Origin of the sequence: Inquilinus sp. Marseille-Q2685 (genome assembly GCF_916619195.1) — a bacterium.
Taxonomy (GTDB): domain Bacteria; phylum Pseudomonadota; class Alphaproteobacteria; order DSM-16000; family Inquilinaceae; genus Inquilinus.
The window spans coordinates 108,433-126,120 of record NZ_CAKAKL010000013.1; the positions used below are offsets into that span (position 1 = coordinate 108,433).

Annotated in this window: 16 protein-coding genes; 1 reads left to right on the forward strand and 15 read right to left on the reverse strand. The window is 69.6% G+C overall.

Annotated elements, in window-relative coordinates:
• Positions 1–18: 18 nt before the first annotated feature.
• From LG391_RS32970 to LG391_RS33035, 14 genes are all read right to left on the reverse strand, one after another.
• Positions 19–1,320 (reverse strand): ABC transporter substrate-binding protein, encoded by a 1,302-nt coding sequence (locus tag LG391_RS32970; protein ID WP_225773128.1) that lies wholly within the window; start codon positions 1,318–1,320, stop codon positions 19–21.
• Between the two features lie 178 nt (positions 1,321–1,498).
• Positions 1,499–2,488, reverse strand: coding sequence for an amino acid ABC transporter permease (locus LG391_RS32975; protein ID WP_225773130.1), 990 nt, complete (start codon positions 2,486–2,488; stop codon positions 1,499–1,501).
• Positions 2,489–2,492: 4 nt separating this feature from the next.
• On the reverse strand, positions 2,493–3,326 hold the full coding sequence (locus tag LG391_RS32980; protein WP_225773131.1) for a transporter substrate-binding domain-containing protein: 834 nt from the start codon (positions 3,324–3,326) through the stop codon (positions 2,493–2,495).
• A gap of 126 nt (positions 3,327–3,452) precedes the next feature.
• A complete protein-coding gene (locus LG391_RS32985) occupies positions 3,453–4,199 on the reverse strand; it encodes an ABC transporter permease (RefSeq protein WP_225773133.1) in 747 nt (248 codons plus the stop codon).
• A gap of 3 nt (positions 4,200–4,202) precedes the next feature.
• Entirely contained in the window at positions 4,203–4,916 is a 714-nt protein-coding gene (locus tag LG391_RS32990; RefSeq protein WP_225773135.1) for an ABC transporter permease, read from the reverse strand.
• Between the two features lie 10 nt (positions 4,917–4,926).
• Positions 4,927–5,697 (reverse strand): ABC transporter substrate-binding protein, encoded by a 771-nt coding sequence (locus LG391_RS32995; RefSeq protein WP_225773137.1) that lies wholly within the window; start codon positions 5,695–5,697, stop codon positions 4,927–4,929.
• A 41-nt stretch (positions 5,698–5,738) separates the two neighbouring features.
• The gene (locus LG391_RS33000; RefSeq protein WP_225773139.1) at positions 5,739–6,779 is read right to left on the reverse strand and encodes a succinylglutamate desuccinylase/aspartoacylase family protein; all 1,041 of its coding nucleotides are present in this window, start codon (positions 6,777–6,779) and stop codon (positions 5,739–5,741) included.
• Between the two features lie 34 nt (positions 6,780–6,813).
• Positions 6,814–8,442, reverse strand: a complete 1,629-nt coding sequence (locus tag LG391_RS33005; protein ID WP_225773141.1) for an NAD(P)/FAD-dependent oxidoreductase — start codon at positions 8,440–8,442, stop codon at positions 6,814–6,816.
• A 30-nt stretch (positions 8,443–8,472) separates the two neighbouring features.
• The gene (locus LG391_RS33010) at positions 8,473–9,678 is read right to left on the reverse strand and encodes an aromatic ring-hydroxylating dioxygenase subunit alpha (RefSeq protein WP_225773143.1); all 1,206 of its coding nucleotides are present in this window, start codon (positions 9,676–9,678) and stop codon (positions 8,473–8,475) included.
• A gap of 81 nt (positions 9,679–9,759) precedes the next feature.
• Positions 9,760–11,190, reverse strand: coding sequence for a glycosyltransferase family 2 protein (locus LG391_RS33015; protein WP_225773145.1), 1,431 nt, complete (start codon positions 11,188–11,190; stop codon positions 9,760–9,762).
• Positions 11,187–12,224, reverse strand: a complete 1,038-nt coding sequence (locus tag LG391_RS33020; protein WP_225773147.1) for a HEAT repeat domain-containing protein — start codon at positions 12,222–12,224, stop codon at positions 11,187–11,189. The genes LG391_RS33015 and LG391_RS33020 overlap by 4 nt, the downstream gene beginning before the upstream one ends.
• 4 nt (positions 12,225–12,228) lie before the next feature.
• Positions 12,229–13,584, reverse strand: a complete 1,356-nt coding sequence (locus tag LG391_RS33025; protein WP_225773149.1) for a YaiO family outer membrane beta-barrel protein — start codon at positions 13,582–13,584, stop codon at positions 12,229–12,231.
• A complete protein-coding gene (locus LG391_RS33030; protein ID WP_225773150.1) occupies positions 13,581–13,976 on the reverse strand; it encodes a response regulator transcription factor in 396 nt (131 codons plus the stop codon). Before LG391_RS33030 ends, LG391_RS33025 begins: the two co-directional genes overlap by 4 nt.
• Positions 13,973–15,631, reverse strand: a complete 1,659-nt coding sequence (locus LG391_RS33035) for a hypothetical protein (protein WP_225773152.1) — start codon at positions 15,629–15,631, stop codon at positions 13,973–13,975. Before LG391_RS33035 ends, LG391_RS33030 begins: the two co-directional genes overlap by 4 nt.
• Positions 15,632–15,861: 230 nt before the next feature.
• Between LG391_RS33035 and LG391_RS33040 the strand changes: the two genes are divergently transcribed.
• The gene (locus tag LG391_RS33040; protein ID WP_374200832.1) at positions 15,862–16,578 is read left to right on the forward strand and encodes an MgtC/SapB family protein; all 717 of its coding nucleotides are present in this window, start codon (positions 15,862–15,864) and stop codon (positions 16,576–16,578) included.
• Between the two features lie 9 nt (positions 16,579–16,587).
• On the opposite strand, the gene LG391_RS33045 is transcribed toward LG391_RS33040, so the two are convergent.
• Positions 16,588–17,622, reverse strand: a complete 1,035-nt coding sequence (locus LG391_RS33045; RefSeq protein WP_225773156.1) for an aldo/keto reductase — start codon at positions 17,620–17,622, stop codon at positions 16,588–16,590.
• Positions 17,623–17,688: the final 66 nt, after the last annotated feature.

The window sequence follows — 17,688 nt, forward strand, 5'->3', positions numbered from 1 at the left end:
CCTCACCTCCGATTCCGCTCACTTCGGCCGCAGGATCGACTTGCCCTGATCGACCAGCTGCTGCGCCGCCTCGTCGATCGACAGGTTGCCGAAGGCGACCTGGTCCGCCGTCTTGCGCACCACGTCGCGGTCGAACTGCTGCGACCCGACCGGCGCCGGCGGCGGATAGGCGCTGACCTTGTCGGCCAGCAGGTTGACGTAGTCGACCGTGGCGCGCTCGGTCTCGTTCAGCTGCGGCAGGATCGCCTCGCGCACCTTGGGCGACATCGGCACGCCGCGCTCCACGCCCAGGATCTTGCCGGCCTCGATGTCGTTGACGAAGAAGTTGATGAAGGCGGCCGCAGCTTCGCCGTTCTTCGAGGTGGCGCCGATGCTCCAGATCAGCGCCGGCCGGTAGTAGTGGCCGGACGGGGATTCCTTGCCGAGCGCCGGCACCATGGTGATGCCGAGCTTGTTCGGCATCATCGCCTGGTACCCGATCAGCTGGTTGGAATAGGTGAAGCCCATCACCGCGTTGCCGCGGGTCAGCGGACTGGTCTCGATGGTGTTCTGGTCCTGGGTCTGCAGGTCGGCCGAGACGCAGATGTTCTTCTTCCGCAGATCCTCCCAGTAGGCGTACCACTCCTTGGCGTCCTCGACGCCGAAGCCGATCGACCCTTCCGGTGAGAACAGGGACTTGCCGCGCTGGCGCAGCCAGACGTCCAGGACATAGGCGTAGCGGGCGCCGTAGGCCGCGCCCCAGAGCTGGTCCTTGCCGGCCGCCTTGGTCAGCTCGGCCGCCATCTCGGCGAACTGGATCCAGGTCGTGTCCGGCGTCGGCACCGGGATGCCGGCCTTGGCGAAGACCGTGGTGTCGTAGAACATCGAAAAGGAGTTCAGCCCGAGCCCGACGCCGTAGATCTTGCCGTCGACCCGGCACAGGTCGAGCATCTTGGCGCCGAAGGCCTCGACGTCGAGCGGCTTCGGGATGAACGGGTCCAGCGCCATGCAGGCGCCGCGCTTCGAGTAGTCGGAGACGGTGCTGGGCTCGAGCTGGAAGACGTCGGAGACGTTGCGCCCCGCCATCTGCGTCGACAGCTTGGTCCAGTAGGCGTCGCCGCTCAGCGGTTCGCCGACGATGGCGATGTCCGGCGTCTTCTGCTCGTACAGCTTGGCCACGTCCTGGGTGCGCTTGGCGCGCTCCTGCGAGCCCCACCAGGTCATGCGCAGCCGGGTCTCCGCAGCCATGGCGCGGCCGGCGCCGAGGGACAGCGCCGCCCCGGCGGCGGCCCCGGCGACAATTGTGCCCTGCAGGAACGAACGACGGTTGAAAGCCTTCATCGGTTGCCTCCCCTTCTGGCACGGCGGCGTTCGGCCGCCACGTTATAACCGTTTGGTTACTTATTATTGATCGTCATCGAGGGATGTCAAATGACGAATGGCTAGGCCAAGCGCCGTCGCGCGGCGCGGCCGGATGTAACCAATTGGATATAACTCGATGCATGCCTCCAGGCCCGACTCAGCGGGCCGAGACGCCCTTGCCGAAGCGCTTCTCGATGCGGGCCTGGACCAGCTCGAACACCGCCGACATCGCCCAGTAGATCAGCGCGGCGACGATCAGCATCTCCATGTATTTGAACTCGGCCCGGCCGTGGGTGCGGGCCAGGAACATGATCTCCCAGACACCCATCACCGAGACCAGGGACGAATCCTTGAGCATGGCGATGAACTGGTTGCCGGTCGGCGGGATGATCAGCCGCATCGCCTGCGGCAGCACCACGAGCCAGGTGACCTCGGCCGGCTTCAGCCCGAGCGACAGGGCGGCCTCCGACTGGCCCCTCGGGATCGCCAGGATGCCGGCGCGGAAGATCTCGGCCATATAGGCGCCGTAGCACAGCGATAGGGCGATGATGCCGGCCGGGATGGCGTCGATGACCAGGCCGAGCTGCGGCAGGCCGAGATAGATCAGCATGGTCTGCAGCAGCAGCGGCGTGCCGCGGAAGAACGAGATATAGAAGGTCGCGATGCCGAAGGCCGGGCCGCTGTCGGACAGCCGAGCCAGGGCGGCGGCGAGCGCGATCACGGTCGAGATCGCGATCGATACGGCGCAGATGAACAGGGTCAGCGCCGCGCCCTGGATGAAGCCGTCGCGCAGCTCGAGCCCGAGCAGGATCGGCGCCCGGTCGGCCATGAAGGAATAGCTGAGGCCGAAGCTCCAGCAGAACGCCGCGAACAGGGCCAGCAGCTCAAGCCAGATGATCGCCACCTGAGCCCGGAACGGCAGGTGCGACAGCAGCCAGAAGTTCAGCACCACCAGGGCGGCCAGGACGGCGATGACGAGCCAGGGCCCGGCCGCCTGGCCGGCCGGCAGGGCCAGGACCGGCACGACCTCCGCCAGCCGCGCGACCAGCCCGCCATAGTCGAAGCCGGCCAGCGCGGCGACGGAAAGCAGGAACAGAAGCCCGCGCAGCAGCAGCGGCTGCGCCAGGGCCTCGAACAGGCGGATCACTCTCTCAGGCCGCGGGCTTGGTCAGGTCGACCCCGTACCATTTCACCGAGAGCGTGCTGAGCGTGCCGTCGTCGTGCATCGCCTTGACGATCTCGGCGAGCTTGGCGGTCAGCTCCGGATCGCCCTTCTCGATCGCCACCGACAGCGGCTCGTAGAACAGGGGCGAGCCCACGACCTTGATCGGATAGCCGTTCTTGATCGCGCCCTGGATCGTCGGCAGCGCCGTCGCCACCGCGTCGAGCCGGGTGCCGTCGCCAAGCTTCAGGTCGTCCAGCGCCGGCACGTCGGTGTCGTAGGCCTGGATCTTGGCGTCCTTGACCAGGAACTGGAACGGCGGCGCGCCGGCGGCGTCGATCACCAGGTCGCCGCGCAGATAGCTTTCATAGGTCGTGGCCGCGCCGACGCCGATCTTCTTGCCCGAGGCGTCGGCCGGCGTCTTGATCGTGGCGTTGGCCGAATGCACCGCCAGGGCGGCCGGCGTGTAGTAGTAGATCGCCGGGAAATCGAGCACCTCGGCCCGCGCCTTGGTCGGCGTCATCGACCCGACCGAGACGTCCCAGCGCCCCGCCCATTTGCCGGAGACGATGGTCTCCCAGCCCGGTGTGACGAATTCGATCGAGACGCCGAGACGCTTGGCGATCTCGGTGCCGACATCGATGTCGAAGCCTTCGAACTGGTTGCTGGCGTTCAACGAGGATTGCGGCGGATATTCCGGATCCGTCGACATCACCATCTTCTTGTTCTGCATGATCCGGTCCAGAACGGCGCCGGCGAAAGCCGGGCCCGAGGACAGGACGCCCATGGCGGCAACGGCCAGGACGATGCTGCGCAAACGCATGATCGATCTCCCAGTGGCGCGGGGACGGCGCCTCTTCCGGACGTCCGTCCCAGACCAAGCCTAATCCCGCGCCGCCGCGCCGCACAATCGGCAAGGCGGCCGATCCGCCCCCCTCCCCCTTTTGGGTCAGCGGGCGTCGAGCGGCACCGCCGCCGCGGCCGGCGCGGCGCGGCCGGGCGCCATGGCGGACACCGCCCGCCGGTGGGTGCCCAGCCGCGCCTCGAGCCAGGCGAAGCCCCGGACGATGATCCAGGTCAGGACCAGATACATCAGGGCGGCCGTGATCAGCGGCTCATAGGTGCGGAAGGTCTGCGCCCGGATGATGTTGGCCTCGCCCATCAGGTCGCGCACGGTGATGGTGAAGACGATGGCGCTGGCCTTCAACAGCAGCACCGTCTCGTTGGCGAAGACCGGCAGGCTCTGGCGAAGCGCGATCGGCAGCACGATCCGGCGCATCATCAGGCCGCGGCGCATGCCGACCGAACGCGCGGCTTCGATCTCGCCGCGCGGCACCGCCTGGATGGCGCCGCGCAGCACCTCGCCGGAATAGGCGGCGGTGCTGATGCTGAGCGAGATCACCGCGCACCACATCGGCTCGCGCAGGATCGGCCACAGCACGCTGTGCCGCACCGCCGGGAACTGGGCCAGGCCGTAGTAGATCATGAACATCTGCACGATCAGCGGCGTGCCGCGGATGCACAGGATCAACAGGAAGGCCGGCGCCTTCAGCCACCAGCGCCGCGACACCCGGGCCAGCGCCACCGGAACGGCCAGGGCATTGCCGCAGACCATGGATGCCGTCACCAGGATGATGGTGACGAGAACGCCATCGAAGAGGTTGCCGAGGATGCGCTGGACGAAGTCGAGATCCATGGTTCAGGACCGCCGGAAGCCGCGGCCATAGGCGCGCTCGGCCAACTGGAACAGCCCGACCGAGGCGATGGTCAGCAAGAGGAAGATCAGCGCCACCACGGCATAGAAGGTGAAGGGCATGCGCGTGGTCGCGGCGGCGGTGGCGGCGCTGCCCAGCAGGTCACGCAAGCCGACCACGCTGATCAGCGCGCTGTCCTTCAGCACCACGACCCAGAGATTGCCGAGCGCCGGCAGGGCGAAGCGCATCGCCTGGGGCAGAACCACGCGGAAGAACATCACCCGCGGCGGCAGGGCCAGCGACTTCGCCGCCTCGACCTGCCCGGGCGGCACCGCCAGGATGCTGCCGCGGAACAGCTCGGTCGCATAGGCGCCGGAGACGAAGCCGAGCGAGGCGACCGCGGCGGCGAAGGCGTCGATCTCCACCGTCACGCCCGGCACCACCAGGCCGATCAGCGAGCGCAGGGCGCTGGTGCCGCCGTAGTAGACGAACAGGATGATCAGGATGTCCGGCACGCCGCGGACGATGGTGGTGTAGGCGTTGCCGAGGGCCCGCAGCGGCCATGGCCCGGCCAGCTTGGCCCAGGCCCCGAGCAGCCCGAGGACCAGCCCGACCAGGTAAGAGGCGACGGCGATCTCGACCGTCACCACCACCCCGGCCAGGAGCTGCGCCCCCCACCCCTTCTCCCCGAAGCCCAGCAGGGCGGCGAGGTCCTCCATCGCCGCGGCCTCAGCCGTAGATGTCGAAGCCGAAATACTTGTCGTTGATCGTCTTGTAGAGGCCGTTGGCGCGGATCGCCTTGATCGCGGCGGAGAACCTGGCGGCCAGCGGGTCGCCCTTGCGCACCGCGATGCCGGCGCCAAGCCCCAGCAGCGGATCGCGGATCGGCTGGCCCTTGGCCTCGAACTCGGCCCCTTCCGGCGACTTCAGGAAGCCGTCCAGCAGTGCCACGGAATCCGCCAGCAGCAGGTCGACGCGGCCGGCGATCAGGTCGAGATTGGCGTTCTCCTGCGTGTCATAGGTCTTGATCGTGACGACGCCCTTGTACTTCGCCTCGACATAGTTGGCATGGATGGTCGAGACCTGGACGCCGACTGTCTTGCCTTCGAGGCCCGCGGGCGAGATCTCGATCGCCTCGTCCTTGCGGCCGATGAAGATCGCCGGCGAGTCGTAGTATTTGTCGCTGAAATCGACGACCTGCTTGCGCTCGTCGGTGATCGACATCGAGGCGATGATGGCGTCGAACTTCTTCTCCTGCAGCGCCGGGATGATGCCATCCCAGCTCTGCAGCACCCATTCGCACTTCACCTGCATCTGGGCGCAGAGCGCCTCGCCGATCTCGATCTCGAAACCGTTCAGCTTGCCCTGGGCGTCGACCCAGGTGAAGGGCGGGTAGGATTCCGGCGTGGTGCCGATGCGCACCACCTCCTGCGCCGCGGCGGAGCCTGCAAAAAAGGTCACTGCGATCGCCAGACAGGCGGAAAGGATCGGACGGTCCATTGCTCTGCGCTCCCTGTTTCTTGCTTCGACGGTGACGCCCCTCAGGGTTCGAGGGGCCCGGGCCTGGCCGTCGCGCTGGGCGACCGGCAGACCAGCTTCATCAGATCGTCGCCCGGGCGGGTGCGGCGATGTGCGCGGCGGGTCATGACCACGCCCGCCTGCGGCGCCCGCACCGGCACCCCGCCCCCCTCCTCGCCCGGCCGGACCAGGATGGTCGCCAGCAGGTCCCCGGCCTCGACCCGGTCCCCCGGCTTGCGGGCGAAGGAGATCGCCCCGCCCGCCGGCGCCTTGATCATCTCGACCCAGTCGAGCGGCACGGCCGGGCCCGACCAGTCGGGCGGCGGCCCCGCATCGCCGGCGATCACGCCGCGGCCTGCCAGGAAGCGGAACAGCCCGGCCGCATCGGTCTCGGCCAGGCCGGCATCGACATCGGCCATCCCGCGCAGTTCGACCGTCGACACGGCGCGCCCGGCCAGATCGCCGGCGCGCAGCCAGGGTTCGAGGCAGGCGCTGTCGAAGGCGCCGCCGCCATCCCCGTCCCAGAGCAGCACGGTGTCCGCGCCCATCGCGGCGGCGAGATCGGACATGTCCGGCCACAGCGCCGTGGGGATGTAGAGGTAGAGCGGCGATTCATCGTCGCAATGCAGGTCGAGGACGATCTCGCAAGGCAGCGCCAGGCGCAGCAGCCGGCCCTTCAGCCGTTCGGTCGCGGTCTGCACGGTGTCGTCGCCCGGCAGCAGCGACGGGTCCGGCCGGTCCAGCAGCGGGAAGCCGCGGTTGAAATTGATCCGGCTGTCGAATTCGTAGCGCCCCTGGCCGGAGCCGTGCAGCCATTGCTGCTGCCCGATCGGGTTGGCCCAGGGCACGATGGTGATGTCGCCCCGGATGTCCCCGGCGGCCTCGGCCCGGCGCAGCCTGGCGCAGAGCGCGTCGATGGCGATGACGCCCGGCAGTTCTTCGGCATGCAGCGCCGCCTGCAGATAGGCGGAGGGACCACCGCCCCGCCCCTTGAAGCGCAGCACCGGAATGCGCCATTCGAGACCCGGCATATCGCCGGGAATCACGTCCCAGGAGCGGTCCATGCCTGTCCTGCTCTGTCTCCGGATGGGAGCATGATCATGCCGCGCGCCTCAGGCGGCGTCGCTTGAAATCGGCCAGGATCTCGCGCGCCGCGTTGTGGCCGGGCGCCCCGGTGACGCCGCCGCCCGGATGGGTCCCCGACCCGCACATGTACAGGCCGGGCACCGGCGCCCGGTAGTCGCCATGGCCCAGCACCGGCCGGGCCGAGAAGATCTGGTCCAGCGACAGCGCGCCGTGGAAGATGTCGCCGCCGATCAGGCCGAAAGTCCTTTCCAGATCCAGCGGGCTGTTGATCTGGCGACCCAGCACCGACGCCTTGAAATTCGGCGCCCAGGCATCGACCGTGTCGATGATCAGGTCGGCCACCGCCTCGCGATGGTCGTCCCAGCTGGCGCCGTCCGGCAGCTTCGGGTCGAAATGCTGGCAGAACAGGCTGGCGACGTGCCGGCCCGGCGGGGCGAGCGAGTCGTCGAGCGTCGATGGGATCAGCATCTCGACGATCGGCGCCTTCGACCAGCCGCCGGCCTTGGCGTCGAGATAGGCCTTGTCCATGTAGTCGAGGCTGGGGCCGATGATGATGCCGCTGGTATGATGGTCGGCCAGCGCCTTGCCCGGCAGGCAGGTGAAGTCCGGCAGCTCCGACAGCGCCACGTTCATGCGGAAGGTGGCGGAGCCGCATTTGAACCGCTCCATCCGCTCGCGGAAGTCCTGCGGCAGCGCCGCGGGGTCGACCAGCTTGCCGTAGAGTAGCTTGGGGTTGAGGTTGGAGACGATGCAGCCGGCGCGGACGATGTCCCCCGCCTCGGTCACCACGCCGACGGCACGGCCGCCCTCGACGATCACTTCGCGCACCGCGGCGTCGGTGCGGATCACGGCGCCGCGCGACGCCGCCGACTTGGCCATCGCCTGGGTGATCGCGCCCATGCCGCCGATGGCGTGGCCCCAGATGCCCTTCTTGCCGTTCACCTCGCCGAAGACATGGTGCAGCAGCACGTAGCCGGTGCCGGCATGGTGCGGACTGGCGTAGTTGCCGACGATGCTGTCGAAGCCGAACAGCGCCTGCACCACCGGCGTCTCGAACCAGCCCTCCAGGATGTCGGCGGCGGATTTGGTGAACAGGTCGAGCAGGTCGCGCCGCATCACCATGTCGAGCTTGCGCAGCCGGTTGCCGAGCGACCCGGCCCGGATCAGCTCTGGCAGCGCCGCCGACCAGCCGCCGGCGGCGATGTTGGGCGGGGTGCGCAGCACGATGTCGCGCAACACGTCGGCGATGGCGTCGAGCCGGTCGCCATAGGCGTCGTAGCGCTCGGCGTCGCGGGCCGAGAAGCGGGCGATCTCCGCCTTGGTCCGGCCGGGCCCGGCCAGGAGATAGCGATGGTCGTCGACCGGCAGGAAGTTGGACAGCCGCCGCTCCACCACCTTCAGCCCGTGGCCCGGCAGGTCGAGATCACGGATCACCTTCGGGTTCAGCAGGCTGACCGTGTAGGAGGCGACGGAATTGCGGAAGCCGGGATGGAACTCCTCGGTCACCGCGGCGCCGCCGACGACCTTCCGGCGCTCCAGCACCGTCACCTTCAGCCCGGCCGCCGCCAGATAGGCGGCGCAGACCAGGCCGTTGTGGCCCCCGCCGATGATCGCGACGTCGAAGACCTGTGTGTTCGCCATGAAGATCCGCCCGGCCTGTCCTGCTGAACCCTACTCCGCCGCGAAGGCGGGCGCCTGCGACGCCTCGCGCCGCAGGCTCCAGCCCGCCGGCGGCGGCCGGTGCAGCCGGCTTTCCGGGATCAGCCGGCGCATCGCCCGGGCGAAGCTGCGCAGGCAGACCTCGGTCTCGCCGAGCGGCCCCACGGCGTAGCTGGAGGAGCCCATGCCGGCCTGCACCCGGTCGATCAGCGCCTTGTCCTCGAGGCTGACCCGGCGGTTGATCCGCCAGTTCAGATAGCGCGCGGCCTTCATCTCGGGCCGGTGGTCCGGATGCACATAGGCGATCTCGCGGATCATCGTCTCGGTCGGCGAGACCGGGATGAACTGCATGAAGTCGATCTGGTCCGGATAGATGTCGAAGGCGACGTTGGGCCAGAGCTTGAAATAGGTCCACAGCCGCTGCCGCTCCGGCGGCAGATGCGGCACCTCCGGCAGGAAGTGCTGGTAGGCCCGCTCCGACAGCACGGCCGACGGCCGCTCCTGCAGATGGCCCCACATCTTGTCGACCCAGGGCCGGGCTTCGACGCCGTAGCCGCGGCCGAACAGCCGGGTCAGCCCGGGATGGGCGACGGTGATGTGCAGCCCGTCGGAATAGTTGTCGGCGACGTTCTTCCAGTTGACCGAGCGCGGCCGCATCGTCACCCGGCCCAGCGGCACCATCTCCTCGATGCGGTAGGCCGCCATCTCATGAGCATAGGGCGCCATCATCTCGGCCACGCTGGGCGTGCCGGGGGCGAGGCGGATGAAGATGAAGCCGCAGAACACCTCGTGCTCGACCGGGACGAGCCCGTGCTGGCTGAGATCGATGTCGCCGTAGCTGGCGCGCTGCGGCATGCCGACCAGGCGGCCGTCATGCTCGTAGGTCCAGGCATGGTAGGGGCAGACGATGCGGCTGCCGCACTGGCCTTTCGGCCCGTCGAGCAACCGCGCGGCGCGGTGCCGGCAGACATTGTGGAAGGCGCGCACCTGCCCGTCGCGGCCGCGCAGCACCACCACGTTCTCGCCCAGGAACTCGAAGGTGTGGAAGTCGCCCGCCTCCGGGATGTCGTTCAGGTGGCAGACCACCTGCCAGGAGGTGCGGAACAGCGCCTCCTGCTCGACCGCGAAGAATTCGGGATCGCGATAGATCCAGGCCGGCAGGCTGACATCGTCATCCGGCAGGCTCGCCTCGGCGCGGCGATGCATCGGTTCGATCATTGGCTGGCCTCCCGCGGCCTTGCCGGCCGCCTTGTTATACGACCGTATAACAGCCGGAAGGACAGGGTCAACAGCTTCCCGTCACACCTTCTTGAACCCGGTCCGCGCCATCCGCCCCCAGCCTTCGGCCTTGCGCAGCCAGCGCCACCAGCCGACCACCCGCCACCAGTTGTTGAGTTGGCGGTAGCCGAAGTTCTCCGCCACCGCGGCGAGAGTGAGTACGGCGATGTCGCGCAGCCGCGGATAGCGGCGCAGTTGGATCTCCTCCAGCACCAGCGATCCGACGCTGACGAAGACGCCGTAGATGAAGGTCAGCGCCGTGAAGGCGATCAGGTAGTCGACGCTGAGCAGACCGAGCGCGGCGAAGAGCGGGATCAGGACGTAACCCAGCACCTCGATCGGCGGGCCGATCACGTCGACCAGCAGCATCTGGCCAAAACCGATCGTGCCGACGGCGCCGTAGCGCGGCCGGAACAGCATGTCCCGGTGCTTGAAAAAGGCCTCCAACGCGCCGCGCTGCCACCGGCTGCGCTGGCGGCCCAGCGTGCCGAAGTCGCTCGGCGCCTCCGTCCAGCACACCGGCTCCGGCACGAAGACGACACGGTAGTCGCGCTTCGCGTCCCGCAGGTGTCGATGGATCTTGACGATGATCTCCAGGTCCTCGCCGACGGTGCCCAGGCTGTAGCCGCCGACCGCCACCGCCACGTTGCGCCGAAACAGGCCGAAGGCGCCGGAGACGATGGTCAGCGCCTGCATCCGGCTGAGCGCCAGCCGCGCCATCAGGAAGGCCCGTAGATACTCCACCGTCTGGAACAGCGGCAGCAGCTGGCGCGGCAGCCCCACGCGAACCACCCGGCCGGAGCGGACCTCGCAGCCATTGGCGATGCGGATCGAGCCGCCCGACACCACGGTCCGGACCGGGTCTTCGACGAAGGGCTGGACCACGCCCAGCAGGCTGTCGGCCTCGAGCAGGCTGTCCGCGTCCACGGCGCAGAACAGCGGGTTGCGCGAGACGACGATGCCCGCATTCAGCGCATCCGCCTTGCCGCCATTCTCCTTGTCCACGACCACCAGGTTGGGCTGCCGTGGCGTGCCGTAAAGGCCGCGGATCGGCTGGTGCGGGATCGTGTCCTCAAAAGCGCGGGTGACCGGCGCCAGCCCGAAAGCCTCGATCAGCCGCGCCACGGTGCCGTCCTTCGAGCCGTCGTTGATCACCACGATCTCGAAGCGCGGATACTGCAGCCCCAGCAGCGACCGCACATTCTCGACCACCGTCGCCTCTTCGTTGTAGGCGGGAACCAGCAGCGAGATCGGCGGCGCGACATCGGCATAGGCGGCCCAGAGCGACGGGCCGCTCTCGACTGGTGGAACGCGGCGCAGGGACCAGAAGGCGACGACCAGCTCGACCAGATAGATCGCCGACTGCGCCAGGCCGGTGGCGATCACCAGCCAGCCGACGACCGGGGCGACCACCAGCAGGACGGCTTCGGCACCGGCGAAGAATTCCGTCATCCCGCCCCCTGCATCAGGATCGCCTGGGCGATCCGGCCGGCCGTGCCCGGCTCCTCGGCCCGGCGGCGGAGGATGGCCAGCCCCTCCTCGCCCAGCCTCGTCAGGGCTTCGGCGGTCCTCATCCGGACCCACCACACCTCGTCGTCCAGCCGGGCCTCGAGGTCGCCGGTCAACTCGGTCAGCCCGATCGCGGCGGCGCAGCGCGCAGCCTGCGTCCGCACCTCCCACGCGGCGTCGGCCAGCCCTCGCCGCACTGCCGCAGCCGCGGCCGGATGCGCCAGCCTGGCGAGAGTGCGAAAGGCCTGCGCCCGGACGTCGACGATCGGATCGCCGGCGGCCGCCAGCACGACCGGCAGGGCGGCCAGCATGCCGGCCTCGCCCAGCGCATCGAGCGCCAGGACGCGCCGGCGCGTGTCCGGCGCCGAACCCGCAAGCCGAAGGAACAATTCCGGATGCTGCGACACCAGCCGGCGGAACACCCGCGCGGAGGTGCGGGACTCCAGCCCGCCCGCCTCGGCCAGCGACGAGACGAGACGATCGGCGTCCAGCGGAGCATCGAGGTCGACCAGCACCTCCGCCGCGGCCAGGCGCATCGCGGCGCCGGGCCCGCTCTCCACAACCTGCCGCAGCGTTCGCTCGGTCTCCGCCCCCGGGAACAGCCGCAGGCTGTGGATCGCCGCGACCGAATCCGCCCCCGCCGGCCGGGCCAGCCGGCGCCGGAGCACCGTGTCCAGGTCCAGCGATCGGGCGAGGTCGATCAGGCGGCGCAGCCCGTCGCCCCGGATCACCCGGTCGATCCGGACCAGCAGGTCGACGACGGAGCGCCGATCGGCCTCGGCCAGCGCCCGCCGCATGGCGCACTCGTCGATCTCATTGCCGAGGAAGGCGAAGATCTTGCCCTGCAGCTCCCCGACGGCGGCCCAGCTGCGCCGGGCCCGGGCCTGCAGCAACGCACGGCGCAGGATCAGTACCGCCATCACCAGCAGCGCGGCCAGGGCCAAGGCGAGGGAGAAGTACCAGATCGCGAGCAGCATGGCGTCAGAAGCGGGTGGTCAGACCGAGCGTCACGCCGTAACGCGTCGGTCCGTCGATCTGCTCCTCGCCCTCGCCGGTCAGCGTCAGCCCGACCTGGTCGTCCAGGTCGACGCCGAGCCCGCCGAAGACGGTGCGGGTCTCGATGGTGGTGCTGATCTCGGTGTCGAGTGCCCGGCTGTAGCCGGCAAAGCCCCGCAGCCGGTCCGTCGCCTGCCAGTCGCCGCGCACCAGCCAGCCGACCTGCCAGTCGCCATGCCGGTCGCGGCTGAACGGCAGCTGGAAGGTCAGCCACAGCCGCTCGGCGAAGAGGTGCTGCTGGAAGCCCGGCGTCAGGGTCAGCACGTCGAAGCCGTCATAGGCCTGGTAGCGGACATCGCCGGTCAGGGCGGTGCGACCGAGGAAGCCCTGCCGGTCGCCTGCGCGGATGCTGGCGGTGACGCCGCCGGCCAGCGACCAGCGCGGCAGGAACTCCGAACCCGGAGCCAGCGTGGCTGTCAGCGTGCCTTCGATGTCGTCGGCGAGGCGCTGGAAGATCCCGGCCTCGAACTGCTCGCTGAACTCGCCGAAGCGGCTGTGGAACGAGACTCCGCCGAAGACCGCCGTGGCCGGCGAGAAGCGGTAGCCGATGCTGACGCCGCCTTCGCGCCAGGGCGCCCGCGCGACGCCGTCATAGACGCTGTAGCCGCCGCTCAGGTCGAGCCGCCAGGGATGGTCGATCGTGCTGCCCGCGGCCAGGCGCCGGCGCCGTTCGGCGATGTCGGCATTGCCGGGCTCGCGGGCCTCGGCCAGATCGTATTCGGCGGCCGCAGAGTCGAGCTGGCCGCGTGCCGCGGCGACGTCGCCAAGCCCGACATGGGGGTCGGCCAGGTTCGGGGCCGCGTCCCGGGCGGCGCGATAGGCGCTCTCCGCCTCGTCCAGCCGGTTCTGGTAGAGGGCGAGGCGGCCCTTGAGGGCCAGCGCCTCGGCGTTGCCCGGGTCCCGGGCCAGGACGGCATCGGCCTCCGCCGCCGCCTCGGCATAGCGGCCCTGATAGCTGCGGATGCGCGCGATGGCGAGCCGGACATCGGCATAGTCCGGCGCCAGCGCCTGTGCCTGGCCCAGCGTGTCCAGCGCCAGGTCGTAGCGCTGCTGGAAGCCCTGGATCTGGCCGAGCAGCAGCAGGATGTCGGCATCCTTCGGGGCCAGAGCCCGGGCCCGGGCCAGCAGTTGGGCGGCGCGGTCGAAATCATTGACCCGGCGCGCCTCCAGTGCCGATTTGTACAGATCCTCGGCCGTGGCCGCGCGGGCGGCTGGGACCGTGCCGGCGACCAGCATAAGCGCGAGCAGCGCGGCGGCGCAGGCGCCGCGGCCCGGCTTCACGACGACCTCTTGCGGTGGTTCAGAATCCGCTGGATGCGCAGCACCAGCTCGTCGGGCAGAAACGGCTTGACCAGATAGTCATGGGCGCCAAGGGACAGGCCGGCGACCACGTCCTGTTCCTGCCGGCGCGCGGTCAGCATGATGACCGGGACCTCGCGGGTCGCGCCACTGTCGGCGAGGCGTTGCAGCACCTGGAAGCCGTCGAGGCCCGGCATCATGCCGTCGAGCACGATCAGGTCGGGCGGCGACGCCGAGGCCATGGCAAGGGCCGCCTCGCCATCCTCCGCGAGTTCGACCTCGTAGCCGCGGCTGCGCAGCTTGAATTCGAGCAGGTCGCGCAGCAGCTCGTCGTCGTCCACGACCAGGATCTTGGGCTTGGAAGGCGACGTCACGGTTCAGGGCTCCTTCCCGGCTGAAGGCCGTCGAGCAGCCCGTGGACGGCGATGCCGGCGAAAGCCGGCCAGGCGGAGAGAACCGGCCGGATGCGGCCGATCGCGGCCGTCAGTGCTGCGGCGTCGCCGAGGAAGCTGAGCCGGCCGGCGGGCAGCCGGTGGTCACCCTGGCGACGATAGGCCTGCCCCGCCGGGTTGGCGCGCGGCCGGTCGAGCAGGACGAGAATGCGGTGTCCGTCAAGCGAAATTCGCCACAGCTCGCCCTCCGCCGCCGGGCGGAAGGACTGGACGCGGTCGTCCGGCAACGGCCCCGCTTCCAGCGCGACCGTCGCCGCCCGGCCATGCGCGCCGGCCCAGGCCAGGGCGCTTTCGGCCGCGGCGACGATATCGTCCGGCTTCGTGCGATAGGTCATGACCACGAAGCGGTCCGCCGCCGCTGCGAGCCGGTCGAGGGCGCCGGCCATCTCCGGCATGTCGAGCCACCAGAAGGGCAGGACTGCCTCGATGGGGCAGTCGGCCTCCCGCTTCAGCCGCTCCATCGTATCCAGATAGGCGGCGATGCCGGCGGCCCGGTCGAGCGGCCAGCCCGTCAGCAGATACGGCTCGATATCGTACTGGATGCCGTCCAGGGCCGGCGACCCGCCGCGGTTGAAGGCGGCGATCGCTCGCGTGCGCTCCAGGAACGGCGACCGGCCCGTTTTCGTGATGGCGGCCGGATCCCCTTCAACGGCCCAGACCGCCAGGTTCCCGGCGCGGGCGGCCTGAAGGAAGGACCGCAACCGGCCGGCATCCGCCACCGCGCCGTCGCGGATGTCAAGGCCGATGAAGATCCGGTCCAGTCCATGGGCCTGTGCCGCAGCGATCAGGCCGTCGCCGTCATCCCGCCACTGCGACGGCCGCCAGATCCAGGTCGACAGCGGAACCGGCCGGTCCTCGCCTTCCCGCAAGCGGAGCGAGTGCAGCGAGATCCGTGCCGGCCCGGACGGGCAGCGGAAGGTTGCCGCGACAGCAGAGCCATGCGCCCGATCGCTTGGAAGCGGCATGATTTCCTGCCGGCCGATGCCCGGAGGCAGGCGACCGAGCAGGCTATCGTCGCCGCGACCCAGAGCCACATCGAAGGGCGCATCGGCGTCGTACTCCGTAGCAAAGGCGAGCCGGGCGCCGCGGGGAAGACGGCCGGGCAGCTCGGCGACGGCCTCGCCCGCCGCCGTCCCGGCCGGACAATCCGCCGCGAAGGCCCCGGGGCCGATCTTGTCCAGCGTCGCCCGGCCGACGGTTCGCAGCGTCGCCTGGTCCAGCAGATCCGGCCCGACCGGCAGCACGGGAACGGCGTCCTGGGTGCGCCCGTCATCGAGTTCGATTTCCGAGATCGCCATCGGTTCATCCGGGTGACCGGGCACCGGCCCGATCAGCCGGAGCACCGGGGCCTGCGGGGCCTCTGAGGCCTGCGAGGCCGGCTCGAATCCGAGCCACAGGACACGGGCATCGCCGACCGGCAGGGCCACCGCGGGGCATCGGTCCGGACGGTCCTGCGAGATCGCGAGCACAAGGCGGGCGCCCGCCACGTCTTCGGACGTCCGACTGATACCGGCCCCGGCCGGCGGCGATGCGCATACGCTCAGCCAGACGATCGAAGCAGCAGCAGCAAGCGCCATCTGGTCACCGAAATCGACGTGTCACGGGCTGATGCACGAACCCGGGCAATGTTCGGCATCGAGTATAGTTAGGAACGGCCGCCGCAGAACCCCGATCAGTGCGAAAAATATTCCATTGGATGTGACGAAAACCGGGACGCTGCAGCGTTCCTGCGATGTTTCGCATTGCCAGCTTCGCCACGGCGGGCCATAGCGGCGGCGCGACGCAACTTCCGGGGATGGGGCCGGCGATGCGCTTCATCGAGACGTTCGACCTCTATCCCTTCCTCGACACGGTGGTCAGCCTGACCGCGGCCTTTGTCCTGGGCACGCTGATCGGCGCCGAGCGGCAGTACCGCCAGCGCACCGCGGGCCTGCGGACCTGCGTCCTGGTCGCGGTCGGCGCCGCCGCCTTCGTCGACCTGGCCGCCCGCATCGCCGGCAGTGCCGAGGCGGTGCGCGTGATCTCCTACGTCGTCTCCGGCATCGGCTTTCTCGGCGCCGGCGTGATCATGAAGGAGGGGATGAATGTCCGCGGCCTGAACACGGCGGCGACGCTGTGGTGTTCCGCCGCCGTCGGCGCCTGCACCGGCGCCGACATGGTGGCCGAGGCCGCGCTGCTGACCATCTTCGTCATCGCCGGCAACACGCTGCTGCGGCCGCTGGTCAACGCCATCAACCGCATCCCCTTCGACGAGCGGGCGTCGGAGGCGACCTACGAGGTGCGCGTGACCACCACCCCGACGGCGATGCCGGCGATCCGCGAGCTGCTGCTGGACCAGTTGCAGGCGGCGCGGTATCCGGCCAGCGACGACGAGGTGATCGAGCGTGGCGAGGACGCAGTCGAGATCGTCGCCACGCTGGTCAGCACCGCGGTGAACCCGAAGGAGCTGGAGGCCGTGGTCGCCCGGCTCGGGAAGCAGCCGGGCGTCAGCCATGCCAGCTGGGAAGCCAGCACCAAGGACTGACGCCCGCCCTCACCGCTCCCGGGCCGGCCCTTCCGGCGGGCGGTCGATCAGCTTTTCGATCTCCGCCATTGCCTCGGGCCGCAGCGGCCCCTTCTCCAGCGCGCCGGCATTCTCCCGCACCTGCGCCACCGAGCGGAAGCCGGGGATCGGCAGGGTGCGCGGCGACCTGGCCCAGAGCCAGGCGAGCGCACCCTGGGCCGGGGTGCGACCGTCGGCGGTCAGCAGGTGCCGGATCCGCTCCAGCCGGTCGGCGAAACCGGGCGCAACGCGGCCGTCCTTGAAATAGTCCATCCAGGTGAAGGTGTTGGACCGGACGTCGTCCGCCGGCAGCACCTGCCCGGCCGCGAATTTGCCGGTCAGCAGACCCATGGCGAGCGGCGAGCGGTTGATCGAGATCAGTCCGTTGGCTTCGATCACGCCGAGCATGGTCGGCGCATCGAAGAACAGGTTCATGCCGTGCTGCACGGCGACGAAGCCGTCCCGCCCGGCATGGGCCGCCGCCCGCTCCGGGAAATCGGTGCTCCAGCCATAGGCGCCGATGGTGCCGGCGGCGCGCAGATCGTCCAGCACGTCGAACACCTCGCCGGCCCGCTCGATCGGCAGGTTGTTGAGGTGGAGTTGCACCAGGTCGATGCGGTCGCGGCGCAGCCGGCGCAGCGATCCCTCCACAGCGCTGCGGGCCTCGCGCTTGAGGTCGCCCTCCGCGATGCTGCCGGTAAGCTGCTTCGTCGCCGGGTCGAAGCGGTTGCCCAGCTTGGTCGCGATCACCACGTCGTCCCGGCCTTCCAGGGCCCGGCCCAGCACCTCCTCGGAATGGCCGGCGCCGTAGACGTCGGCGGTGTCGAAGAACCGGATGCCGAGATCGACGGCGCAATGGATCGCCGCGATCGATTCCGCGTCGTCGACCGCGCCGTAGCCGAGCGGCGTGTCGCCGGCGAAGAACGGGCCGCCGATCGCCCAGCAGCCGAGGCCGAGGCGCGGCACCTCGCGCCCGTCCCATAGGCGGATCAGGATCGTGGGAAGAGATCCGGCTTGATCGTTCATGGCATCCTCCTTTTCAGGATCGAAAAGAAACTGGATCAATCGAAGGGAGGCTATCGGCTATGATCC